The following is a 24,387-nucleotide window of genomic DNA, read 5'->3' as shown; positions in this document are numbered from 1 at the left end:
CTTTTCAGTTATCAGGCCTCGGGTTCCTGATCCGGTACCACCACGCCTTCGCGCGGCTCGTCCGGGTTCGGCGCCGGCAGATTCATCAGCTTCGCCAGGACGCTTGCCAGTTTCAGGCGCATTTCCGGACGGCGGACGATCATGTCGATGGCGCCCTTCTCAATGAGGAACTCACTGCGCTGGAAGCCCGGCGGCAGTTTCTCACGTACGGTCTGCTCGATAACGCGAGGACCCGCAAAGCCGATCAGCGCTTTTGGCTCAGCGATGTTCAGGTCGCCCAGCATCGCGAAGCTTGCAGAAACGCCGCCCATGGTTGGATCGGTCAGTACCGAGATGTACGGCAGACCGCGCTCCTGCATTTTCGCCAGCGCCGCAGAGGTTTTCGCCATCTGCATCAGGGACATCAGCGCTTCCTGCATACGTGCGCCACCGGAGGCGGAGAAGCAGATCAGCGGGCAGTTGTCTTCCAGCGCCTGCTCAACGGCACGCACGAAGCGCGCGCCAACCACAGAGCCCATTGAGCCGCCCATAAAGGAGAACTCAAACGCGGCGGCAACCACCGGCATCTCGTGCAGGGTGCCTTTCATGACGATCAGCGCGTCTTTCTCGCCGGTCTCTTTCTGCGCAGAGGCCAGACGATCTTTGTATTTTTTGGAGTCGCGGAACTTAAGCACATCTTTTGGCTCCAGTTCGCTGCCCAGTTCTACCAGAGAACCTTCGTCCAGCAGGCTATGCAGGCGGTTGCGCGCCGACATACGCATATGGTGGTCACACTTCGGACACACCTCAAGATTGCGTTCCAGCTCTGCGCGATACAGAACCTGGCCGCAGCTATCACACTTCGTCCATACCCCTTCAGGAATGCTCGCTTTACGCGTTGGGGTAATGTTGCTTTTAATTCGTTCAATCCAGCTCATTGATAACCTTTCTGCCTGAACCTGGTCGTATGCCAGTTTTGCTGTAAGAGGCGAATAATGCCATTTTTGCCTCCAACAGACCATGAATGTTGCACATTAAAACATAACAGCCCGAAACTTTGGATAAAAAAGTGGTCGAACCGCCAGCATGCATTTACTTCGCTTGCTTTGCCGCCGCGCGTTTGTGACGGATAATTTCGATGACGCCAGGCAGTACGGAAAGCACAATAATCGCTACAATCAGTAACTTAAGGTTTTCCTGAACCACCGGCAGATCGCCAAACAGGTAGCCTGCATAGGTGAACAGCAGCACCCACAGCAGCGCGCCCACCACGTTGTACATGGCAAAATGACGATAGGACATGTGACCCATTCCCGCCACAAACGGTGCAAATGTACGCACAATAGGCACAAAACGGGCAAGGATAATGGTCTTACCGCCATGGCGCTCATAGAACGCATGGGTTTTATCTAAATAACTGCGGCGGAAAATCTTCGAGTCCGGATTACTGAACAACCGCTCGCCAAACACCCGCCCGATGGTGTAGTTGACCGCATCACCAACAATCGCGGCGATGATCATCAGGACCACCATCAGATGGACATTCAGGTCATTCGTTGGCAGTGCGGATAACGCGCCCGCCACGAACAGCAGTGAATCTCCCGGCAGGAACGGCGTAACCACAAGGCCGGTTTCACAGAACAGAATGAGGAACAGAATGGCGTACACCCAGACGCCGTACTGCGCGACCAGCTCCGCCAGGTGAACATCAATATGCAGGATGAAATCAATCAGAAAACGTATTACGTCCATATTGTCTAAGCCCTAATTGCACCTTTGTTTAGTCCGCTAAAAACAGCGGGCCCATTGGCGGTTTTGGCAGGTCGAACCGGTCCGGATAATCCACCGAAACCAGATACAGCCCTTCCGCTTTCGCCGTTGCTGCCGCAAGCGTTCTGTCCTTCGCTGCCAGCAGTTCTGCAATCCAGCTCTCCGGCTGGTGTCCGGCGCCCACTTCCATCAGGCTGCCTACAATATTCCGCACCATATGATGTACAAAGGCATTGGCTTTGATATCCACCACCACATACGCGCCATAACGACTGACGTTAATGTGCATGACGTTACGCCACGGCGTACGGGACTGACACTGCACCGCACGAAACGACGTAAAATCATTCTCACCAATCAGACACAGCGCCGCACGCTGCATACATTCTGCATCCAGCGGTTCATAAAAATGCGTCACGCCCTGGCTTAACACCGCCGGGCGCAGGCGCTGGTTATAGATGACATAACGGTAGCGCCGCGCCGTCGCGCTGAAACGCGCGTGAAAATCATCCGGCACAGCTTTCACCCAACGCACGGCAATGTCACCAGGCAAATTCGCATTTACACCCAGCGTCCAGGCCGCGGCTTTGCGCACGGCGGTGGTGTCAAAATGCACCACCTGCCCCGTGCCGTGAACGCCGGCATCGGTGCGGCCCGCACAGAAGACGCTTATCGGTTCGTTCGCCACCTGAGAGAGCGCTTTCTCCAGCTTCTCCTGGACGCTGCGCACCTCATTCTGCCGCTGCCAGCCATAGTATTTACTGCCATCGTATTCAATGCCGAGGGCAATTCTGTGGACCGGCTTTTGTTCCACATCTGACATCAGTACAGATACTCCTGCACCAGTTTTTCCGCGATTTTGACCGCCATCAGCGCGCCGCCAAAACGCACGTTGTCGGCAACGGACCAGAACTGCACCTGCTCCGGCATACCGTAATCGTTACGCACGCAGCCCACAGAGAGATGCGCGCTGCCGGTGGCGTCGCCCACCTGCGTCGGGAATTCGCTCTCTTCGGACAGGACAATGTCCTCACCGCGGCCAAACGCGTCGCGGGCTTCTTCAGCCGCCAGCGGACGCAGGGCTTCAAACCCGACCATCTGCGCGTGGCCGTAAAAGACCGGAGACTGCACGACATTCGCGGAGATCATCAGCCCGTCATCCTGCAAAATTTTGCGTGCTTCATCGACGATACGACGCTCTTCCCGCACCGAACCTTCACGATCCGGCAGCAGCGGCAGCATGTTGAACGCCAGCTGGCGGCCAAAGAAATCATCTTCGTCGATCGGGATACCGTTCAACAGCTTCGCGCTCTGCCCTGCCAGTGCGTCTACGGCTTTTTTACCGTTAGCGGAGGCTGAAAGCAGGCTGGTCACGGAAATACGCGACAGGCCACCGTCGTCGATCAGCGGCTTCAGCGCGGTCAGCAGCTGGCTGGTGAGGCTGTTCGGTACTGCAATGATGTTGCGGTTGCGGTAGTCAGCCAGCACAAACGGGTTGACGTCCGGCACCACCAGCGGCACATCCGGCTCCAGGGAGAACAGGCCGCTCAGGTCGATCACCAGACAGCCTGAACTGGTCGCTTCTTCAATGTAAGACGCCGTGGCTTCCGCACCTGCGGCAAAAAACGCCAGCTGAGCCTGCGTCCAGTCAAACGCGGCGGCATCCTGCACCATCACGGATTTGCCGCCGAAACGCAGATGTTCTCCTGCGCTGTCGGTACGCGCCAGTGCGTAAATCTCACCCACCGGGAACTGACGCTCAGCAAGGGTTTCAAGCAGGGCTTCGCCCACGGCGCCAGTGGCACCCAAAATGGCAATGTTCCAGCCTTCAGACATGGTGGTTTACTCCAGAAATAAAAAGCGTCCCTGCCGGAATATCCGACAGGGAGCATTAAGAAGACATTAACGTGCCGGGTGGTGAACGGCGTTAAATCCCAGTTTATGCAGCAGCCCCGCCGCTGACGCGTCATCGCACATGACATACAGGGAAGACCACTCGCGGCGCTCAAGGTAATTTTTGCGCAGCTTGTCAAACTCACCCGGAATACCCGCCACTTTACGCAGCAGCGCGTCATCGCGGCGCACATCATACACCAAATGCACCAGTCTTTTCAGCGTTGCCTCATCCAGCGGGCCATGAAGGGTAATGCGGCCGAATGCCGGGGCGGGCAGCAGCGTATCCAGCGCCACCTGCTGCGGATGGCCGATAAAGGCGCTGTAAGCCTCAAACACCTGGGTTGTGCCACGCGCTTTGCCTTCAAGGGTATAACCCGCGATATGCGCGGTACCCACGTCCACCTTATTCAGCAAGGCGACGTTGAGATCCGGCTCTGGTTCCCAGACGTCCAGCACGACGCTAAGCTCTTGTCCTTCGTCGAGACATGCCAGCAGCGCCGCGTTATCCACCACCGGTCCCCGGCAGGCATTTATCAGAATAGTGCCAGCCTTCAGACGGCGGATCAGTTTTTCGTCGGCCAGGTGCAGAGTCTTGTACGGCCCCTCTTTAAAGAGCGGTGTATGGAAGGTGATGACGTCGCACTCGTCGACCAGCTCATCCAGCGTGCGGAAGTCGCCTTCATCGCCATTATCCTTACGCGGCGGATCGCACAGCAGGGTGCGGATACCCCAGGCTTCCAGACGCTTTTGCAGACGTCCGCCCACGTTGCCCACACCCACAATCCCGACGGTGCGGTCTTTCAGCGCAAAACCATCGCGCTCGGCCAGCATCAATAGCGAGGAGAAAACATATTCCACGACGGCAATGGCGTTACAGCCTGGCGCCGCGGAAAAACCAATCCCCGCCTGCTTAAGCCACTGGTCATCCACATGATCGGTCCCGGCCGTTGCCGTCCCGACAAATTTAACCCCTTTGCCGGTGAGCAGTGCCTCATTTACTTTGGTCACCGAGCGCACCATCAGGGCGTCTGCATCGTCCAGTTCGCTGACCGGAATCGGGCGACCAGGGACAGCCTTAACCTCACCCAGGCGGCTGAACAGCTCACGGGCGTAAGGCATATTTTCATCAACGAGGATTTTCACGTCTGAGTACCTGTTTGAGAGGAAGTAAACCTGCCAAGTGTGCCATAATCTCGCCGCCGGGCATATATCTCCGCCCGGTTACGCAGAGTTTGACTTTAAGGATTTTTGACGATGCAGCCCATTTCAGGTACGCCTCCGCGCCCTCCGGGTGAAGGCCCCGTAACGCCCAACACGCCAGGCGAACAACCGCTCTCCACGCAGCAACGCACCGTACTGGAGCGTCTGATCACGCGTCTTATTGCGTTAACCTCACAGCAAAACGCAGAGGTATGGGCCGGCGTTAAGCACGATTTGGGCGTAAGAAACGATGCGCCGCTACAGTCGCGCCATTTCCCTGCCGCCGAACAAAACCTGAACCAGCGTCTTACCAGCGCACAGCAGCAACATACTACCCGCCAGATTATCTCGCAGCTGACCGAGCTATTGGGCCAGGGGAATAATCGCCAGGCGGTGAGTGATTTTATCCGTCAACAGTACGGTCATACCGCCCTGAGCCAGCTTTCGCAAGAACAGCTGAAAACCGTGTTGACCCTGCTACAAAGCAATCAGCTTTCTATCCCGCAGCCGCAACAGCGCCCGTCTACAGAGCGGCCATTGCAGCCTGCGGAGCATAATACGCTCAAGCAGATGGTCACTAAGCTGGCTGCCGCTACCGGCGAACCCACAAAGCTTATCTGGCAATCCATGCTGGAACTTTCCGGTGTGAAAGCGGGCGAGATGATCCCGGCAAAACAGTTTACCCATCTGGTCACCTGGCTCCAGGCGCGTCAGACGCTCAGCACCCAGAGCGCCCCGACCCTGCACAGCGTACAGGCGGCGCTGAAACAACCGCTGGAACCGCACGAGTTCGATATGATTCGGGATTACGCTCAGCAGAGCTGGCAGGCTACGCCGCAAACGGTGCTGACCACCGCGCAGGTGCAGGATGTGCTCAATCAGATCTTCATTCGCCGCGCCGAGCGGGAAGGCGGCGTGCCGGAGGTAAGAAACATTCAGCCGATCTACAGCCCGCTGTTTGCCCCCGTAGTTGATACGTTCAAAACGCTTTCTGCCCGTCCGGGATTGATGTTTATCGCGTTGGTGATTGCGCTGGCGATTTTCTGGCTGGTTGCGTGAGGATTTGCCCGGTGGCGCTTCGCTTACCGGGCCTACAACGGCTCGAACAGTAGGCCCGGTAAGGCGTAGCCGCCACCGGGCAAAAACTACGACCTGCGAAACGCCACCAGCGTCACCACAATTCCCACCACCGCTGACACCGCACCGGCCAGGAAGACGGAAGGATAGCCAAACGACGTTGCAAGCAGCCCCGCCAGCGGCCCGGTGACCCCGTATGAGATATCCTGAAACGCCGCATAGCCGCCCAGCGCCGTGCCGCGCACCTGCGGAGCGACGCGCTTCACCACTTCAACGCCCAGCGCCGGGAAGATCAGCGAGCAGCCGCAGCCGGTTAACGCCGCACCCAGCAGCGCAACGGATGCGGACGGCGCCTGCCAGAGCAGTACCAGCCCCACGGTCTCAATGACAAGTGACGCCACGGCCACCTTCACGCCGCCAAAGCGATCCGGCATCCAGCCAAACAGCACGCGCATCAATACAAACGCGCCGCCAAAGGCCGTCAGCGTAAAGCCCGCCATCGCCCAGCCGCGGCTCATGAAATAGAGGGAGACAAAGGTACCAATAACCGCGAAGCCCACCCCCTGAAGCGCCAGCCCGAGGCCCGGCTGCCAGATTTGCCCCACCACGCTCCACAGCGAAGGACGCTCGCCTTTATGGGCGGGCACCTTACGCACCGAACCGTTAAACGCCCACGCCAGCAGCGGCAATACCATGGTGGTGCCTGCCAGCGCCGCAAAACCAAACTGGCTGTGGATCAGCAGCCCCAGCGGTGCGCCTGCCGCCAGCGCGCCGTAAATCGCCATTCCGTTCCAGGACATCACTTTTCCGGAACGCGCAGGCCCCACCAGCCCCATTCCCCAGGTAAGGGTGCCGGTCAGCAGCTGGCTTTCGCCAAAGCCGAGGATCAGGCGCCCTGCCACCAGCAGCGCGAATTTATACGCTGCATCTATTGGCAACAGCGCCGCCAGCAGCCAGGCTCCCCCCGCCAGCCCGCAGGCAAACATGCCCTGCAACGCCGAGCGTTTTGCGCCGTGCTGATCCGCCAGGCGACCGGCGTAGCCCCGGGTTAATACCGTCGCTAAAAACTGAATGCCCACCGCAATACCGACCATGGTGTTGCCATAGCCCAGCTCCTGGTGAACGAACAAGGGGATCACCGGCAGCGGCAGGCCAACGGTCATATAGGTCAGAAACACCGCAAAGGCGATGCGGAAAAGGGAAAGGTTCCCGGAAGGAGCGCTCTTCTCAGGGGTAACAGCCTTCATGCATAACTCCGTGTTCAGGCATAAAAAAGGGAGCCGCGCGGCTCCCTTCTACTATACCTTCAAACGCTTACGCTTTCAGCTTACGCATCACCAGCGTGGCGTTGGTGCCGCCGAAACCGAAGCTGTTGGACATAACGGTCGTCAGCTCACGTTCGGTGGTTTCGGTCACGATGTTCAGGCCAGCCGCCTGCTCGTCCATCTCTTCGATGTTGATGCTTGGCGCGATAAAGCCGTTTTCCAGCATCAGCAGAGAGTAGATCGCTTCCTGCACGCCCGCCGCTCCCAGAGAGTGACCGGTCATGGCTTTGGTTGCAGAGATAGCCGGGCTATTGTCGCCGAACACTTCACGGATCGCACCCAGCTCTTTCACGTCGCCTACCGGCGTTGAGGTGCCGTGGGAGTTCAGGTAGTCGATTGGAGTATCAACACCGTGCATCGCCATCTTCATGCAGCGCACCGCGCCTTCACCAGATGGAGCAACCATGTCAGCGCCGTCAGACGTTGCGCCGTAGCCCACGATCTCAGCATAGATGTGCGCGCCACGCGCCAGCGCGTGTTCCAGCTCTTCAACCACAACCATACCGCCGCCGCCAGCGATAACAAAACCGTCGCGGTGTGCGTCATAAGTACGGGACGCTTTGTCTGGCGTTTCGTTGTATTTGGTGGACAGTGCGCCCATCGCGTCGAACTCACAGGCCATTTCCCAGCCCAGCTCTTCGCCGCCGCCAGCAAATACGATGTCCTGTTTGCCCAGCTGGATCTGCTCAACCGCATTACCGATACAGTGTGCGGAGGTCGCACATGCGGAGCTGATGGAGTAGTTCACACCGTGGATTTTGAACGGCGTTGCCAGGCACGCGGAAACCGCTGAACCCATGGCTTTGGTCACAACATATGGACCGACCGCTTTCAGGCCGCGCGGGCTGCGCATGGCGTCAGCACCGAACACCTGAGCTTTAGAGGAACCGCCGGAGCCTGCAATCAGGCCCACGCGTGGGTTGTTCTGGTAAGCGTCTTCGCTCAGACCAGAATCCTTGATCGCTTCCTGCATGGAAAGATAGGCGTAGATAGAGGCATCGTTCATGAAACGAACCACTTTACGGTCAATTAAACCGGTGGTGTCCAGTTTAACGTTACCCCATACGTGGCTACGCATTCCAGAATCTTTAAACTCTTCAGAGAAAGTGATCCCGGAGCGTCCTTCACGCAGAGATGCCAGGACTTCCTGCTGGTTATTACCGATGCTGGAAACGATGCCCAGGCCAGTAATCACTGCACGTTTCATTCAATACCTCTGTAAGTCGCACTATAAAAAGTTTCGAGTCGCACAATAGCGTACACTTGTACGCCGAACAAGTCCGATCAGCCATTTTCTGTGGAAATTTGCACCGATGGGCTCACATCGCTAAGATCGTGCCACTGCCTGTCGGACGAGTAACTTACGTGAAACAAAACGCCATACAACCTGCCAACCTCGAATTCAACGCTGAGGGTACACCTGTTTCCCGAGATTTTGATGACGTCTACTTTTCTAATGATAACGGACTGGAAGAGACGCGCTATGTCTTCCTCGAAGGAAATCATCTCAGCACCCGCTTCCCTGAGCATCCGCGCAGCCTGTTTGTCGTAGCGGAGAGCGGTTTCGGCACCGGGCTGAATTTTCTGACCCTCTGGCAGGCGTTCGACCAGTTTCGCGCTGCACACCCCGAGGCTACCTTACAAAGATTACATTTCATCAGTTTCGAAAAATTTCCGCTTACCGCGCACGATCTGCGGCTTGCCCATCAGCGCTGGCCGGAGCTTACCCACTGGGCGGAACAGCTTCAGGCCCAGTGGCCTCCGGCTATCGGTGGCTGTCATCGTCTGATTCTGGACGACGGACGCGTCACCCTCGACCTGTGGCTGGGCGACATTAACGACCTGACCGATAAGCTCGATGACTCAATGAATCAGAAGGTGGACGCCTGGTTCCTGGATGGTTTTGCGCCCGCCAAAAACCCGGACATGTGGAGCCCGCACCTGTTCAGCGCCATGGCACGTCTGGCGCGCCCGGGCGCGACGCTTGCTACCTTCACCTCGGCGGGATTTGTTCGCCGTGGGTTGCAGGAGGCGGGGTTTACCATGCGGAAAACCAAAGGCTTTGGCCGCAAACGCGACATGCTGGTCGGGGTGATGGAACAGGATCTGGCGATCCCGGCGCAGGCCCCCTGGTTTGCCCGTCGCGCCAGCACCTCGCGTGAGGTCGCCATTGTGGGCGGGGGTATCGCCAGCGCCCTGCTCTCGCTGGCGCTGCTGCACCGTGGCTGGCAGGTGACGCTCTACTGCGCTGACGAGGCGCCGGCGACGGGCGCATCAGGCAACCGTCAGGGCGCGCTTTATCCCTTATTAAGTTCACACGATCCGGCACTGTTCCAGTTCTTCCCGGCGGCGTTTACGTTTGCTCGCCGCCTTTACGATAGCCTGCCGGTTGCGTTCGACCACAACTGGTGCGGCGTGACGCAGCTCGGCTGGGACGAGAAGAGCCAGCAGAAAATCACACAAATGCTGTCGCTGGGTCTGCCGGAGGCCATCGCCCATGCCGTCACGGCGCAGCAGGTTGCAGAGACCGCTGGCGTCGACACCGGCTGCGGGGGTATTCAGTATCCACTCGGCGGCTGGCTGTGTCCGGCTGAACTGACTTCTGCGGCGATAGCCCTCGGGCAGTCGCGTGGGTTGACAGTGCATTATGCCCATAAGGTTCAATCGCTAAGCCGCACTGCGCACTGGAATTTGCGTTTCGCTAACGGCAAAGAGGCGCAGCATGCCAGCGTTGTGCTGGCCAACGGGCATCATATCAGCCAGTTTACCCAGACAGCGTCATTGCCGGTTTATCCGGTCGGCGGCCAGGTAAGCCATATTCCTGCCGCCCCCCAACTGAGCAAACTGCGTCAGGTGCTGTGTTACGACGGCTACCTGACGCCGCAAAACCCGTCCAACGGCCATCACTGCATCGGTGCCAGCTACCATCGCGGTGAAACAGATATGCAGTACAGCGAAGCGGATCAGCAGCAAAACCGCCAGCGCCTGCTCGACTGTTTCCCGGATGCGTCGTGGGCAAAAGAGGTGAATGTCGGTGAGGGTCAGGCGCGCTGCGGCGTACGCTGCGCGACCCGCGATCACCTGCCGATGGCGGGAAACGTGCCGGACTATGACGCCACGCTTGAAGTCTATCAGGATCTTGCTGACAACAAAGAAACGGCGGTAAGTGCTCCCGTTCACCCCGAGCTGTTTATGCTGGGTGGCTTAGGCTCGCGGGGATTATGCTCCGCGCCGCTGCTGGCTGAAGCGTTAGCCGCGCAAATGAGCGACGAGCCGGTTCCGCTGGACAGGGTTACGCTCGCGGGGCTGAATCCAAACCGACTGTGGGTGCGGAAATTGCTGAAGGGGAAAATGGTCAAGTAGGGTGCGGTCTGGTGCCCTCACCCCGGCCCTCTCCCTGTGGGAGAGGGCGGTGATACACTTACTTCGCTTTCGCCTGCTGGAACAAATTGTCCCACATGCCCAGCACTAAAGACTGGTCGCGCGGAGAGAGTTCCCCGGCCAGAATGGCTTTTTCCAGGCTGCGAGTGACTTCCGCGTGAACGGCGTCGGCAGAGTGATCGTCCCCGGCTTCCAGCGCGGCTACCGCCAGCGTCAGGTGACCACGCAGATAACCGCTGGCGAACAGCTCATCATCACTGGCGTGTTCCACCATGTCATCAATTAACGCCAGAATGCGTGATTCAAATTCTGCGATCATCTTCTTTCCTCTGTTAAAGATCTTCCGGCCAAGGGAAGCATTCCGCCGTGATCTCCGGCGTGTGGTAATAATTCTGTAAAGCCTCGATCAAGCGTGCCGGACGTGCCGGGATGCCTTTCTCAAGATATTCCATCACCTGCGCATGAACGCGGCGCTGGAAGACGATACGGTCTGGCTCGAAGTCGCCTTCGAGATTGTCACAGCTTACGTTGAACGGGAAACCCGCCGCTACGCAGAACAGCCATTCGAGCGCCTGAGGTTTCACCTCCACATCTTCGAACTGCCCCTGGGTGGCGGCGTCGCGCCCGTCCGGGCAGTACCAGTAACCAAAGTCCACCAGCTCGCGACGCGCTTTCCCGGCGATACACCAGTGCGAAATTTCGTGCAAACCGCTGGCGTAAAAGCCGTGGGCAAAGATGATGCGGTTATACGGAACCTCGTCATCAGCTGGAAGATAGATCGGTTCGTCGTCGCCTTTAATCAGACGGGTATTAAAATCATCAGCGAAACAGCTATCGAAGATCTCAATCAGCTGTTCGTAGTTATGCGTACTGTTCATTAGTTCATCCCCAACCAGGTGAGGATCTCCTGTCCATGGCTGTCATAAAGAAGTTTGGCGCTCATCACCGCCGAGACGACAACAATCATCGGGCGGATCAGCTTTTGTCCTTTGCTTAATACCAGACGCGAGCCTGCGCGCGCGCCCAAAAACTGCCCTGCCATCATCACAAACCCGGTTGCCCAGATAACCTTGCCGCCAATGATAAACAGCAGCAGACCGCCAACGTTGGAGGTCGCGTTGAGGACTTTGGCGTGGGCGGTGGATTTGGCGAGGTTGAATCCGGCCAGCGTCACGAATGCCAGCGCATAAAACGAACCTGCCCCCGGGCCAAAGAAGCCATCGTAAAAACCGACGCAGCCACCGGCAATCAGCGCAAACGGCAGGCCGTGAAGACGACGCTGTCGATCTTCTTCCCCGAGCTTTGGCATCAGCAGGAAATAGAGGCCGATACAGATAACCAGCAGCGGCAGGATCTGGCGCAGAATGTCGGACTGTACGTGCTGGACCAGCAGCGCACCCGCCGTTGAGCCAATAAACGTCATCAGGATATTGAGCTTCTGATCGGCGAGATTCACCACTTTGCGCCGGATGAAATAGAGCGACGAGGAGAGCGAACCGCCGCATGCCTGGAGTTTGTTGGTGGCAAGCGCCTGGGCAGGGCTCATGCCTGCCGCCAGCAGCGCCGGAACGGTGAGCAACCCGCCGCCGCCCGCCAGGGCATCGATAAATCCGGCTAACATCGCAACAAAAAAGAGCACCGCCAGCAGCAGCGGTGACACCATGAACAGATCGACGAAATTATCCATTAAAGTACATGCTCATCCAGTAGCGCCTGGCAGGAAGGCGGCAACGGAGGCGGTGTCTTCTTCTCAGGCTTAGAGGTTCCAGGCTTGGCTGGTTCAAACCAGCTTTGCAGTTCGTAACCACAACCATCGCCAGGCGGTGGCAGCGGCTGATCTTCACATTCCAGGCTGTTCGCCGGACAGCGCAGGCGAACATGCATATGCGCCCGGTGCTGGAACCAAGGGCGCACTTTACGCAACCAGTCGCGATCCGTTCCCGCATCCAGGCAAAGCTGCTGCTTGATGGCCGGATTAACAAAGATCCGCGTGACGTCGTTATCCTCTGCCGCCAGCTTAATCATGCTGGAAATTTCCGGCGACCAGCGCGAGGCGACGACCCGTTTACCGTCGGCCGAGACCAGATCCAGCGCCTGCGGTTTCAGCAGCTGCGCTGAGCTCCAGCGCGTTTTCGGCAATTGCAGGAAGATATCCACATCCAGTCCGGTCTGGTGGCTGGCGTGACCGCCGTTGAAGCGACCACCGGCAGGCATCCCCATATCGCCAATCAGCATCGTCCCCAGCCCCAGGTTATGCACCTGGTTGCCAAGACGCTGAATAAACAGCACCAGGTCAGGATGGCCGAAATAACGGCGCTGGTCGGTGCGCATCACCTGATAGGTATCCGATTGCAGCGGAAGTTCCTGCGCGCCGACGATACACCCGTTGGAGAAAGCGCCAATGGACTGCGCGCTCCCCGCTACCGGGTGGGTGATTTTCTGCCACGGCGTAGCGGCCAGGCTTGCTCCACTGGCCAGCAGCGCCAGCAGAGCGATTGCGGTTTTTTTCATAGTTACCAGCGTGGAATGGTGGTCGTCACATCCGCATTCTGCGCGCGCTGGCGCAGGAAGTGATCCATCAGCACGATCGCCAGCATCGCTTCTGCGATCGGCACCGCGCGGATCCCCACGCACGGATCGTGACGCCCTTTGGTGATCATCTCAACTTCATCGCCAGCGCGGTTAATCGTGTGGCCCGGGACGGTAATGCTGGACGTTGGCTTCAGCGCAATATTGGCAATAATTTGCTGCCCGCTGCTGATGCCACCCAGAATGCCGCCCGCATGGTTGCTCTGGAAACCCGCCTTCGTGATTTCGTCGCGGTTCTGGCTGCCGCGAAGCTTGACCACGTCAAAACCGTCGCCGATTTCAACGCCTTTCACCGCGTTGATGCTCATCAGCGCGTGGGCGATGTCGGCGTCAAGGCGGTCAAATACCGGCTCGCCCCAGCCAGCCGGCACGCCGTCGGCCACCACGGTGACTTTCGCACCAATGGAGTCGCCCTCTTTTTTCAGGCCACGCATCAGCTCATCCAGCGCGTCCAGCTTGTCGGCATCGGCGCAGAAGAACGGGTTGAGCTCTACCTGATCCCAGTCTTTGATTGCCAGCGGAATGTCGCCCATCTGGGACAGACAGCCGCGGATAACGATGCCGAATTTCTGCTGGAGATATTTTTTGGCAATTGCCCCTGCCGCCACGCGCATCGCGGTTTCACGCGCGGAAGAACGCCCGCCGCCGCGATAGTCGCGAAAGCCATATTTTTGTTCGTAGGTATAGTCGGCGTGACCAGGACGGAAAACGTCCTTAATCGCGCCGTAGTCCTGAGAACGCTGATCGGTGTTTTCAATCAGCAGACCAATGCTGGTCCCTGTGGTACGGCCTTCAAATACGCCGGAGAGAATTTTGACCTGGTCCGGCTCGCGACGCTGCGTGGTGTAGCGAGAGGTACCCGGACGACGACGGTCAAGGTCATGCTGTAAATCGGCTTCGGTCAGTTCGATGCCTGGCGGGACGCCATCAACGATACAACCCAGTGCCAGACCGTGCGACTCGCCAAAGGTGGTCACACGGAATACCTGTCCAATACTGTTTCCTGCCATCACGGCTCCGATGTTGTTGTTTGTGTTTGAGCGTTGTGAAACGGGCCGAAGCCCGCTGGATTAATCTTTGTAAATGCTGAAGTATTCGCGTGCATCAAGCAGCTGCGCCTTGGTCAGCATAAAGACGCCGTCACCGCCGTTGTCGAACTCAAGCCAGGTGAACGGCACATCCGGGTACTGCTCTATCAGATGTACCATGCTGTTGCCTACTTCACAAATCAGAACGCCGTCGTCGGTCAGATAATCCGGCGCGCAGGCCAGGATGCGGCGGGTCAGCTTCAGCCCGTCAGAACCTGACGCCAGGCCCAGCTCCGGCTCGTGACGATACTCGTTCGGCAGATCGGACATATCTTCTGCATCCACGTACGGCGGATTGGTGACGATCAGGTTGTATTGCAGCGTCGGCAGGTCGCGGAACAGGTCAGAGCGGATAGGCGTGACGTGATGAATCAGCCCGTGCTCTTCAATGTTGTGTTCGGTGACGGCCAGCGCGTCGGTGGAGATATCGACGGCGTCCACTTCCGCTTCGGGGAAGGCGTACGCGCAGGCAATGGCGATGCAGCCGCTGCCGGTGCACATATCAAGAATGTGCTGCGGCTGATGGTTAATCAGGCCGTCAAAATGGTTGTTGATCAGCTCGCCAATCGGCGAACGCGGCACCAGCACGCGCTCATCAACATAGAATTCGTGGCCGCAGAACCAGGCTTTGTTGGTCAGGTAAGCCACCGGAATGCGCTCGTTTACGCGACGGATCACGCGCTCAACGATGCGGTGTTTTTCACTGGAGGTCAGGCGCGCGGTGCGCATGTCTTCCGGAATATCCAGCGGCAGGTAGAGAGACGGCAGCACCAGCTGCACGGCCTCATCCCACGGATTGTCGGTACCGTGTCCGTACCAGATATTGGCGGCGCTGAAGCGGCTAACCGACCAGCGCAACATGTCCTGTATGGTATGCAGCTCGTTTACTGCTTCATCGACAAAAATTTTATCCACTCTTTCCTCCAGGGCATGCTCGCATAATTTTCGGCGGCTAGTTTGCCATGAAGACGGCGATAAATCAGCAATGACGCGTACCGCTTGAGGTTAAAAAATGCGTTTAGTCGGGTACACTATCGGAAATACGAGATGAGAATGACGAATGAAAAAGAAAACATCGCTCAGCGAGGAGGATCAGGCTCTATTCCGCCAGCTGATGACCGGGACGCGTCAAATCACGCACGACACCATTGTCCATCGCCCGCAGCGTAAAAAAGTCAGCGAGGTACCGGTCAAACGGTTGCTCCAGGAGCAGGCCGATAACAGCCACTATTTTTCAGATGAGTTTCAGCCGCTGCTAAATACGCAGGGTGCGGTGAAATACGTGCGCGAAGACGTCAGCCATTTTGAACTGAAAAAATTACGCCGGGGAGATTACTCGCCGGAGCTGTTCCTCGATCTGCATGGGTTGACCCAGATGCAGGCGAAACAGGAGCTGGGGGCGTTGATCGCGGCATGTCGTCGCGAGCATGTTTTTTGCGCCTGCGTGATGCACGGCCACGGCAAACATATTCTTAAGCAACAGACACCGCTGTGGCTGGCTCAGCATCCACACGTGATGGCTTTTCATCAGGCGCCCAAAGAGTATGGCGGAGATGCCGCATTGCTGGTATTGATTGAAGTGGAGGAGTGGCAGCCGCCAGAGTTGCCCTGACAGGATGGCGGGAGGCACGCTGCACCCCGCCATATCGCACGTCACGTCAGATGGCTTTTGCCATCTTCAGGTTGCACGGACTCATTTGCCAGTTAAAGACCCCTTTGCCGGTTTCGTCGAGGGTGACGTTGGCAATGGCGGACGTTGTGAACATCGGTGGCGTTTCGCCCGGGCACAGCTCAGATACCAGATAGCCGACCAGCGGCAGGTGGGAAATGACCAGTGCGGAAGCGACACCTTCATTGCACAGCGCCTGAAGGTAAGCACTGACAAGGCCAACATCGCCACACGGCGTGAGTTCAGGGAGAACATCCACACTGGATGGCAGGTTCATACACTCCCCTACCACATCCAGCGTCTGTTCTGCCCGCAGGAACGGACTCACCAGAACGCGTTCAATGTCCACTTTTTGACCTTTAAGCCATGTCGCCATCTGACGGGATTCGTCGCAGCCACAGACGGTTAAAGGACGTACTGAGTCACTGGCGGCATCGAGTGCCGCGTCGCCGTGACGCATGATAAAAACTTGCATATTGCACCGCTTTTGTTAACCAGAATCACCGGCGTTAACTACCCGCGATTAATGCTCCGAGGTAGAAAACCCGATGGCCGGGCATTGTGCCTGATCCATTCGGTGAATGAAACGCTGTTTTTTACCTCAATGGCGTAAGTATAGTCAATCTCTGTTTACAATTTCGCCAGAACAGGTTCCATCACCTCAGGATTTACCCTTCTTTGACTTCAGTTTACGCAATCAGTTTCCCTTGCGGGCCAGAATGTCTGACCCCGTTCCGCCATCTGCAATAATTCGTCACAAGGTGTAAACCGTGGACCATATTGCGAGGCCAGACGTTGCAGGATCGCAACCACTTCACCCGCCCCGAGGGTATCCATATACCGGAACGGACCGCCAAGAAATGGCGGAAAACCGATACCAAACACGGCGCCGATATCGCCGTCGCGCGCGCTTTTGATCACCTGCTCACCAAAGCAGCGCGCCGCTTCATTGAGCATCATCATCACGCAGCGCTCAGCACACTGAACCGCCGACAGTTTTCCCTGACCCGTAACAGGAATAAGCGCATAAACCGAAGGGTCGACCTGTTTCTTGCTTTTACGCCCTTTCGCGGCGTAAAGATAGAAACCGCGTTCATTTTTTCTGCCTTTGCGATCGTCCTTCAAAATTGCGGAAACAAAGTTTGCAGGCGGCGCAAAACGATCGCCATAAGCCGCTTCCAGCACAGGGATAATCTTAGTCCCCGTATCAATTCCTACCTCATCCAAAAGTTGGATTGGGCCGACGGGGAAGCCAAACTTCACCAGGGCGTCATCGACGTGCTCAATTTTCTCCCCTTCCGTCAGCAACCGCATCGCTTCGTTAATGTACGGCGCCAGAATGCGGTTGACGTAGAAGCCGGCTTTGTCCGCGACCACAATCGGGGTTTTGCCCTGTTTTTTCGCCAGTTTCACCACGGTGGCAATAGTTTGCGGGCTGGTTGTGGCATGCGGGATAACCTCCACCAGCGGCATTTTTTCGACAGGGCTGAAATAGTGCAGCCCTATCACCTGCTCCGGGCGCACGGCTTTCGCCGCGATGTCGCCGATCGGCAAAGACGAGGTGTTTGATGCGAAAATGGTGTGCGGCGCGCAATGCTGTTCAACGTCCGCCACCATCTGCTGCTTAAGGGCCAGATCTTCGAACACGGCTTCAATCACCAGATCGCGGTGTGCAAACCCACTGTAGTCGGTGGCGCCAGTGATCATCGCGAGGGTTTTATCACGCTCACTGGCCTTGATATGGCGGCGCTTCACTTTGCGATCAAGGTTCTGCCAGCTGTACTGCAACGCGTGGTTGATACCTTTAGGATTGATATCTTTGATACGTACGGGCAATTTGCCTTTGCTGGCGGTGACAAATGCAATGCCGCCGCCCATCAGCCCACCACCCAGAACGCCAACGGCGCGCAGCGGAGCCGGTTCAGCTTCACTGCCCGGATCTTTTTTAACCTCCGTGCTGGCAAAGAAAATGCCGCGCAGCGCCTGCGATTGCGGCGTCATCGCCAGCTCGCCAAAGGCTTTCGCTTCCGCAGCATAACCGCTGCTGCTGCCCTGCGATAAACCGGTTTCAATCACCTTCAGAATGCGCGTCGCTGCCGGATAGTTCCCTTTGGTTTTTTGCTCGGTTTTTTTACCCACCATATTGAACAGCAGCGTGCGCCCCAGCGGCCCGGCGAGGATACGCTCGCGCACCGGCAGAGGGCGTTTCGCCTGACGACCTTTCAGCGCCCGCTCAACGGCGGCCTCAAGCAAGATGGCGTGCGGAACGACCTCATCAACCAGACCCGCCTTTAACGCCTGACGGGCGCGCAGCTGTTTACCGGTTAAAATCATCTCCAGCGCCGTACTGACGCCCACCAGACGCGGCAGGCGCTGCGTGCCACCTGAACCGGGCAGCAATCCAAGCTGTACCTCCGGCAGTCCGAGTACGGTTTTCGCATCGTCGGTACAAATTCGGCTGTGACAGGCCAGCGCCAGCTCAAGCCCACCGCCCAGACAGGCCCCGTGGATCGCAGCGACAACGGGTATCGACAGCGCATGGATCTCCGCCATTACCTGCTGCCCCTGACGCGCCAGGTCTTCTGCTTCCTGAGCGCTTTTCGCCCGGGCAATCATGTTGATATCGGCCCCGGCAATAAAGTTATCCGGCTTTGCCGAGATAAATACCAGGCCACGTATCGCTTTGTTTTCGCGGATCTGTCTGAGCATCGCACGCACCTGAACGCCGAACTCGGCCTTCAGGGTGTTCATCTTTTCGTCGGGTACATCAATGGTGATAACAGCCACGTTATCAAGGCGAACAGCCAGATTAAATGCAGATGTCGTTTCCATTATTCAGCCTCCAGAACCATTGCTGCACCCAGGCCGCCCGCCGCACAGGCGGTAACGAGACCAAAACCGCCGCCGCGGCGACGCAGCTCGTGCAAAGTCTGAGTTATCATTCTCGCGCCGGTCGCCGCAAATGGATGGCCGTAGGCGATGGATCCGCCAAGCACGTTAAACTTACTCTGATCCACTTCGCCGGTCGCGTGGGCGCGGCCCAGTACATCGCGCGCGAAGCGCTCGCTTGCCAGCAGCTGAATGTTTGCCAGGGTTTGTGCGGCAAAGGCTTCGTGCATATCGATCAGGGTTAAGTCAGCCAGCGTCAACCCCGCACGCTCCAGCGCCAGCGGCGTGGACCAGGCCGGACCGAGCAGCATGTCCTGCCAGACATCAATGGCGGTAAAGGCGTAGCTACGCAAATAGCCCAGCGGTGTTATGCCAAGCTCTTTCGCCCGGGATTCCGTCATCAGGATCACGGCGGCGGCACCGTCCGTCAGTGGCGTACTGTTCGCCGCCGTAACGGTGCCATGTTTACGATCAAACGCCGGGCGCAGTTTTGCGTAATCCTCCAGCGTCGAGGTGCCACGGATATTGTTATCTTCCACCAGCGGTTCGCGGAAAGGCGGGATGTAAGCCGTCATCACCTCGTCGGCAAGTTTGCCTTCCGACCACGCCTTCGCAGCGAGCTGATGCGAGCGATGCGCCAGTGCATCCTGCTGTTCGCGGGTAATACCGTAGGTTTTTGCCATCTGCTCGGCAGTGTCGCCCATACGCAGGCCGGTGGAGTATTCAGCAACGGCAGGTGGCACGGGCATGAGGTCGCGCAGACGTAAACGCGAGAAGAGTTTGAGCTTCGCACCGGTGGTCCGGGCTTTGTTGGCATCCACGAGGATGCGGGCCAGCTGTTTGCTAACACCGATGGGCAGCACGGATGAGGAATCCGCGCCGCCGGCGATCCCCGCGCGAATGGTCCCCGCCATCAGGCTTTCCGCCACGTTCGCCACCGCCTGGAAACTGGTGGCGCAGGCGCGGCTGACGCTGTATGCGTCGGTGTGAACATTCATGCCGGTGCCCAGCACGATTTCACGTGCGATATTGGGCGCTTCCGGCATTTGCACCACCTGGCCGAAAACCAGTTGCTCAATAACCTGTGGCGGGATCTCGCTGCGAGCCAGCATCTCCCCCACCACCATTTTTCCCAGATCGACAGCCGGTATACCGTGAAACGCGGTTGCCTGACGCGCAAACGGCGTACGTAACCCGCTGACAATGGCAATGCGGTCACCGTGTCGGGTGATAAGCGGTAATGCCTGACTCATAACACTCCCCTGTAAAAAAATTTTGCGCACACATTAAGTGGTCTGACCTGATAATAGTCTTAACTATTTTTTTACATTGAGCCAATCGGGGAAGCGAAAAATTGCGAGCTAAGGCACAGAGAAGAAAAAGAAAATGCCCCTGCATGGCAGAGGCATTTGTGAGATTTGTTGCCGGGTTGCGGCGTTGCCTTAACCGGCCTACACGATCATAGGCCCGTGCAAAAAGTATTAACGCAGGCCCAGCTGGAAGATCAGCGTTTCTGCTTCGCAGGCGAACACAAAGTCGATATCCAGCCGCACGCCGCCTTCCACTTCCGTGAAGGTGGATTTGATTTCACACGGATCGGATTCGACTTCACGCGCGCGCTGGCTCAGCGCGGCCAGCGTCTCTTCCGCTTCAGCGCGGTTAGGGAATACGCGGCTGTAAGAGGCGGTGCAATCGGTGTTGTCCATAATGGTGCCAACATCCATACAGCAGCAAACCGGGGTTTCATCAGCACTGCATTTACTCATAGCTCAATTTCCTCTGTATTCGCGCAGGGCGCGAGATAAACACGATGCGTCTATTTTACGCCCCCGAACGAGCCCCCTCCAGCCGTTAATGGCGCAAAATCGGATAAGTGAGCAATATCACACTAAAAAATGATCTAAAACAAAATTCCCCTTTTCAGAGGAATCGCACTGGTCACAATTTTGCCAACCAGATCTCGTTTCAAGAAACATATCTGAAAATATTAATAAACAAACTTGCAACATCCCAGCTGGTCAGACCTATACTCTCGCCACTGGTCTGATTTGTAAGTCATACCTCAGACCCTACACTTCGCGCTCCTGTTACGGTATGTAACAATTATTGAATAAAAATAACTCAATGAGGTTATGGTCATGAGCCAGAAAACCCTGTTCAAACAAACTGCTTTAGCAGTTGCAGTGGCAATCGTCTCAACGTCCGCCTGGTCAGCGGGCTTCCAGTTAAACGAATTTTCTTCCTCTGGCCTTGGCCGTGCGTATTCCGGGGAAGGTGCGATTGCCGATGACGCAGGCAACGCGAGTCGTAACCCGGCACTGATCATGATGTTTGATCGCCCTACCTTCTCTGCCGGTGCGGTTTACATCGATCCTGATGTCAATATTTCTGGCAAATCTCAGTTCACCGGCGCAGATCTGAAGGCGGATAACATTGCGCCGACCGCGTGGGTGCCTAACCTGCACTTTGTTGCGCCAATCAATGAACAGTTTGGTTGGGGTGCCTCTGTCACCTCTAACTATGGCCTGGCAACGGAGTTCAATAACAACTATCCGGCCGGGGAATACGGCGGTAAAACCGACCTGACGACCCTGAACCTCAACCTGAGCGGCGCATATCGTCTGAACGATAACTGGAGCTTTGGTCTGGGCTTTGATGCTGTCTACGCCGATGCAAAAATCGAGCGTTACTCCGGGGAGCAAACTGCTGCACTGCCGAAAAACAGCAATAAAATTGCCAGCCTGAAAGGTGATGAATGGGGTTACGGCTGGAACGCCGGTATCCTGTATGAACTGGATAAAAACAACCGCTGGGGTCTGACCTATCGCTCAGAAGTGAAAATTGATTTCGATGGCGATTACAAAAGCGGCATCCTGAGCCCAGTCAACGGTATGGTCCCAGGCGCGGGCACCACCATTCCATGGGGTACCTCGAATCAAACCGTACCGGGTTCACTGTCGCTGCATCTGCCAGAAATGTGGGAAGTGTCAGGTTATAACCGCGTTGCGCCGCAGTGGGCAATTCACTACAGCCTCGCGTATACCAGCTGGAGCCAGTTCGAGGAGCTTAAAGCCACCGGCAGCAACGGCCAGACGCTGTTCTATAAAGACGAAAGCTTCCACGATGCTTACCGTATCGCGCTTGGTACGACCTATTATATGGATGACAACTGGACGTTCCGTACCGGCGTGGCATTTGATGACAGCCCGGTACCGGCCGATAAACGTTCTATCTCCATTCCGGATCAGGACCGTTTCTGGGTGAGTGCGGGGGCAACCTACGCGTTCAACGAGAATGCCTCTATCGACGCGGGCGTGTCGTACATGCATGGCCAGAAGGTGACCTTCCAGGAAGGCCCGTACGAGTTTTCCTCTGAAGGTAAAGCCTGGCTGTTTGGTACCAACTTCAACTACGCGTTCTAATCCCAACACGATTAAAAAAGGTGAGCATTGCTCACCTTTTTTATTTATTCCGAATCGATATCTTTTAATTCGTTCTCGATGGCTTTCGCGTTCGGATTATCTTCCGGCTTCAGCTTACCGCCGTTGGCAATAAAATCATGGTTCTGGAAGTAGGCCTCGCGGACCATGATGTACGGATCGGAAGACTGACGCAGCAGACCATCAGAATCCAGCAGTTGCGCACGCGTTTCAATTCCTTCCACGGTCCATTTACCAATCGACAGCGGCCAGGTGAGCCATGACAGTACAGGATACAGCGTATCCACCATGTCGCCGCCATCATCACGCACGGTAAAGCTGCCGTAGAATGGCAGGTGCACATACGGACCATAACCTACGCCATAATGACCCAGCGTGCTGCCGAAACGGTGCGGCTGTTCACGCTGTAATTTCGGGTTCGCCATGCCTGCGACATCAATTAAGCCGCCCATACCCAGCAGGGAGTTCAGGAAGAAGCGGGTGAAATGCACCATCCCCTGATACGGGTCGCCCTGAAGGAAGTAGTTGACCATAACCGCTGGCTCTTCCAGGTTACTGGTAAAGTTGCTCAGCCCGTTACGCGCCGGCTGCGGAACATAGTCACGCCATGCCACGGCAACCGGACGAACCAGATATGGATCCAGCACATTATAGTTAAAGCTGTACATTGAACGGTTAAATCCTTCGAGAGGATCGGAGCGTCCCGTTTGCTCGCCAGAGCTGGCGCAGCCCACAAGCATTGTTACGCCCAGCGCAAGCGCCGACAGCCGAAGCTTCATAAATTTCTCCCTGTTCAATATGGCTATCGTTGAATGCCATCTGTGACGGAGCCTGAGATGCTCCGCCTGAAACGTGCAAGTGATTGTAACAGCACGCTTACCGATGTCTACGAGGACAATGACGACCCGCTCGCGTCATCACGCTAATTTCAGCATAGCCTGTCTTTCGGAATTCGTTTCGCTGGCAATTTTATATTGGCTTTGAAAGAGATGTCTCACCTTTATTGCCATTTTCAGCAATTTAAGAGCATCCCCACGGGGAAAGCGCTAAAAGCCGCTACGCTTAAATGAGCAATTACCCCGAAGGAGCTGTTATGAAAGACATTAGCGAAGAGAAAATTGGTGAAAGCAAAGAGGAACATGAGATTGAAAGCGAGGAGAAAGACCGGGGAGAAGAGATAGAAGTCGATGAAGATCGCCTGCCGTCGCGCGCCATGGCTATTCATGAGCATATTCGCCAGGACGGGGAAAAAGAGATGGAGCGCGACGCGATGGCCCTGCTGTGGTCAGCCATTGCAGCCGGTCTGTCGATGGGCGCCTCTCTGCTCGCCAAAGGGATATTTCACGTTCAGCTGGAAGGCGTACCGGGCGGGTTTTTGCTGGAAAATTTAGGCTACACGTTCGGCTTTATTATCGTCATTATGGCGCGACAGCAGCTTTTTACGGAGAATACCGTCACTGCCGTACTGCCCGTCATGCAAAATCCGACCCTCGGTAATTTCGGTTTACTGATGCGCCTGTGGAGCGTCGTGCTGCTGGGGAACCTGATCGGTACGGGCATAGCCGCCTGGGCATTCGAGTATATGCCAATATTTGATGAACCGACCCGCGACGCATTTGTGAAAATTGGCATGGATGTGATGAAAAACACGCCGGTTGAAATGTTCTCTAATGCCATAATTTCCGGCTGGATCATCGCCACTATGGTCTGGATGTTCCCGTCAGCGGGTAGCGCGAAAATCGTGGTAATTATCCTGATGACCTGGCTTATCGCACTCGCCGATACCACGCACATTGTTGTCGGAACCGTGGAGATCCTTTATCTGGTATTTAACGGCACACTCCACTGGAGCGACTTTTTCTGGCCGTTCGCCCTGCCAACCCTCGCAGGCAACATTTGTGGCGGGACCTTTATCTTTGCGCTGCTGAGCCATGCGCAAATCCGTAACGACATGTCCAACAAGCGTAAGGCCGAGCTTAAGGCTCAGGAAAAAAAGGATAAAACTGCCGAAAAATCGGCGTGAACGGTGACTCTTTGACCAGTCAGGCGGCAATGCGCTTAACGAAAAGTGTAAATAACGCTAT

Annotated in this window: 23 protein-coding genes; 5 read left to right on the top strand and 18 right to left on the bottom strand. The window is 56.7% G+C overall.

Annotated elements, in window-relative coordinates; all coding sequences use genetic code 11:
• Positions 1-11: 11 nt before the first annotated feature.
• From accD to pdxB, 5 genes are all read right to left on the bottom strand, one after another.
• Positions 12-917, bottom strand: coding sequence for an acetyl-CoA carboxylase, carboxyltransferase subunit beta (gene accD / locus SK62_RS05990; RefSeq protein WP_014884667.1), 906 nt, complete (start codon positions 915-917; stop codon positions 12-14).
• Positions 918-1,071: 154 nt separating this feature from the next.
• Positions 1,072-1,731, bottom strand: coding sequence for a DedA family protein (locus SK62_RS05985; RefSeq protein ID WP_003861406.1), 660 nt, complete (start codon positions 1,729-1,731; stop codon positions 1,072-1,074).
• A gap of 28 nt (positions 1,732-1,759) precedes the next feature.
• The gene (truA, locus tag SK62_RS05980; RefSeq protein WP_047719290.1) at positions 1,760-2,572 is read right to left on the bottom strand and encodes a tRNA pseudouridine(38-40) synthase TruA; all 813 of its coding nucleotides are present in this window, start codon (positions 2,570-2,572) and stop codon (positions 1,760-1,762) included.
• Positions 2,572-3,585: an aspartate-semialdehyde dehydrogenase gene (locus tag SK62_RS05975; RefSeq protein WP_023304157.1), complete on the bottom strand. Its 1,014-nt coding sequence runs from the start codon at positions 3,583-3,585 to the stop codon at positions 2,572-2,574. Before SK62_RS05975 ends, truA begins: the two co-directional genes overlap by 1 nt.
• Positions 3,586-3,651: 66 nt before the next feature.
• A complete protein-coding gene (gene pdxB / locus SK62_RS05970) occupies positions 3,652-4,788 on the bottom strand; it encodes a 4-phosphoerythronate dehydrogenase PdxB (protein ID WP_047719291.1) in 1,137 nt (378 codons plus the stop codon).
• A gap of 111 nt (positions 4,789-4,899) precedes the next feature.
• Between pdxB and flk the strand changes: the two genes are divergently transcribed.
• Positions 4,900-5,904, top strand: coding sequence for a flagella biosynthesis regulator Flk (flk, locus tag SK62_RS05965; protein WP_015572251.1), 1,005 nt, complete (start codon positions 4,900-4,902; stop codon positions 5,902-5,904).
• An 86-nt stretch (positions 5,905-5,990) separates the two neighbouring features.
• Here the strand turns inward: flk and SK62_RS05960 are convergent, their stop codons facing one another.
• Both SK62_RS05960 and fabB read right to left on the bottom strand, forming a co-directional pair.
• Entirely contained in the window at positions 5,991-7,169 is a 1,179-nt protein-coding gene (locus tag SK62_RS05960; RefSeq protein WP_047719292.1) for an MFS transporter, read from the bottom strand.
• Positions 7,170-7,236: 67 nt separating this feature from the next.
• On the bottom strand, positions 7,237-8,454 hold the full coding sequence (gene fabB, locus SK62_RS05955) for a beta-ketoacyl-ACP synthase I (RefSeq protein ID WP_017383449.1): 1,218 nt from the start codon (positions 8,452-8,454) through the stop codon (positions 7,237-7,239).
• A 158-nt stretch (positions 8,455-8,612) separates the two neighbouring features.
• On the opposite strand from fabB, the gene mnmC reads away from it, so the two are divergent.
• The gene (gene mnmC / locus SK62_RS05950) at positions 8,613-10,610 is read left to right on the top strand and encodes a bifunctional tRNA (5-methylaminomethyl-2-thiouridine)(34)-methyltransferase MnmC2/FAD-dependent 5-carboxymethylaminomethyl-2-thiouridine(34) oxidoreductase MnmC1 (protein WP_017383450.1); all 1,998 of its coding nucleotides are present in this window, start codon (positions 8,613-8,615) and stop codon (positions 10,608-10,610) included.
• 58 nt (positions 10,611-10,668) lie between these two features.
• Here mnmC and SK62_RS05945 read toward each other — a convergent pair whose 3' ends face one another.
• Genes SK62_RS05945 through prmB form a run of 6 tightly spaced genes read right to left on the bottom strand, consistent with a single transcriptional unit; the run spans position 10,669 to position 15,220 of the window.
• The gene (locus SK62_RS05945; RefSeq protein WP_017383451.1) at positions 10,669-10,947 is read right to left on the bottom strand and encodes a YfcL family protein; all 279 of its coding nucleotides are present in this window, start codon (positions 10,945-10,947) and stop codon (positions 10,669-10,671) included.
• Between the two features lie 13 nt (positions 10,948-10,960).
• Complete coding sequence (locus SK62_RS05940; protein ID WP_003861390.1) at positions 10,961-11,506, bottom strand: elongation factor P hydroxylase; 546 nt, start codon at positions 11,504-11,506, stop codon at positions 10,961-10,963.
• Positions 11,506-12,315 carry a sulfite exporter TauE/SafE family protein gene (locus tag SK62_RS05935; protein ID WP_003861386.1) on the bottom strand — a complete coding sequence of 270 codons (810 nt, stop codon included), beginning with the start codon at positions 12,313-12,315 and terminating at the stop codon, positions 11,506-11,508. The genes SK62_RS05940 and SK62_RS05935 overlap by 1 nt, the downstream gene beginning before the upstream one ends.
• Positions 12,315-13,139: a penicillin-insensitive murein endopeptidase gene (gene mepA / locus SK62_RS05930; protein WP_003861385.1), complete on the bottom strand. Its 825-nt coding sequence runs from the start codon at positions 13,137-13,139 to the stop codon at positions 12,315-12,317. Before mepA ends, SK62_RS05935 begins: the two co-directional genes overlap by 1 nt.
• Before the next feature lie 2 nt (positions 13,140-13,141).
• Complete coding sequence (gene aroC / locus SK62_RS05925) at positions 13,142-14,227, bottom strand: chorismate synthase (protein WP_015572247.1); 1,086 nt, start codon at positions 14,225-14,227, stop codon at positions 13,142-13,144.
• Positions 14,228-14,287: 60 nt separating this feature from the next.
• Positions 14,288-15,220 carry a 50S ribosomal protein L3 N(5)-glutamine methyltransferase gene (prmB, locus tag SK62_RS05920; RefSeq protein ID WP_047719293.1) on the bottom strand — a complete coding sequence of 311 codons (933 nt, stop codon included), beginning with the start codon at positions 15,218-15,220 and terminating at the stop codon, positions 14,288-14,290.
• A 145-nt stretch (positions 15,221-15,365) separates the two neighbouring features.
• Here prmB and smrB point away from each other — a divergent pair, with 145 nt between their 5' ends.
• Positions 15,366-15,917 carry an endonuclease SmrB gene (smrB, locus tag SK62_RS05915; protein ID WP_015572246.1) on the top strand — a complete coding sequence of 184 codons (552 nt, stop codon included), beginning with the start codon at positions 15,366-15,368 and terminating at the stop codon, positions 15,915-15,917.
• A gap of 46 nt (positions 15,918-15,963) precedes the next feature.
• On the opposite strand, the gene sixA is transcribed toward smrB, so the two are convergent.
• The 4 genes from sixA to SK62_RS05895 form a co-directional block, all read right to left on the bottom strand.
• The gene (gene sixA / locus SK62_RS05910) at positions 15,964-16,449 is read right to left on the bottom strand and encodes a phosphohistidine phosphatase SixA (protein ID WP_003861375.1); all 486 of its coding nucleotides are present in this window, start codon (positions 16,447-16,449) and stop codon (positions 15,964-15,966) included.
• A 209-nt stretch (positions 16,450-16,658) separates the two neighbouring features.
• On the bottom strand, positions 16,659-18,806 hold the full coding sequence (gene fadJ, locus SK62_RS05905) for a fatty acid oxidation complex subunit alpha FadJ (protein ID WP_023295098.1): 2,148 nt from the start codon (positions 18,804-18,806) through the stop codon (positions 16,659-16,661).
• Positions 18,806-20,116, bottom strand: a complete 1,311-nt coding sequence (gene fadI, locus SK62_RS05900; protein ID WP_047719294.1) for an acetyl-CoA C-acyltransferase FadI — start codon at positions 20,114-20,116, stop codon at positions 18,806-18,808. The genes fadJ and fadI overlap by 1 nt, the downstream gene beginning before the upstream one ends.
• 228 nt (positions 20,117-20,344) lie before the next feature.
• Complete coding sequence (locus tag SK62_RS05895; protein WP_017383455.1) at positions 20,345-20,629, bottom strand: YfcZ/YiiS family protein; 285 nt, start codon at positions 20,627-20,629, stop codon at positions 20,345-20,347.
• 372 nt (positions 20,630-21,001) lie between these two features.
• Between SK62_RS05895 and fadL the strand changes: the two genes are divergently transcribed.
• Positions 21,002-22,285, top strand: coding sequence for a long-chain fatty acid transporter FadL (fadL, locus tag SK62_RS05890; protein WP_017383456.1), 1,284 nt, complete (start codon positions 21,002-21,004; stop codon positions 22,283-22,285).
• A 44-nt stretch (positions 22,286-22,329) separates the two neighbouring features.
• Here fadL and mlaA read toward each other — a convergent pair whose 3' ends face one another.
• On the bottom strand, positions 22,330-23,082 hold the full coding sequence (gene mlaA / locus SK62_RS05885; protein WP_003861365.1) for a phospholipid-binding lipoprotein MlaA: 753 nt from the start codon (positions 23,080-23,082) through the stop codon (positions 22,330-22,332).
• Positions 23,083-23,396: 314 nt separating this feature from the next.
• Here mlaA and SK62_RS05880 point away from each other — a divergent pair, with 314 nt between their 5' ends.
• The gene (locus SK62_RS05880) at positions 23,397-24,326 is read left to right on the top strand and encodes a formate/nitrite transporter family protein (RefSeq protein WP_017383457.1); all 930 of its coding nucleotides are present in this window, start codon (positions 23,397-23,399) and stop codon (positions 24,324-24,326) included.
• The last annotated feature ends 61 nt before the right edge of the window (positions 24,327-24,387 follow it).

Origin of the sequence: Enterobacter sp. BIDMC109, assembly GCF_001037885.1 — a bacterium.
GTDB lineage: Bacteria > Pseudomonadota > Gammaproteobacteria > Enterobacterales > Enterobacteriaceae > Enterobacter > Enterobacter hormaechei_C.
This window is presented reverse-complemented; position numbering and strand designations above follow the sequence as displayed.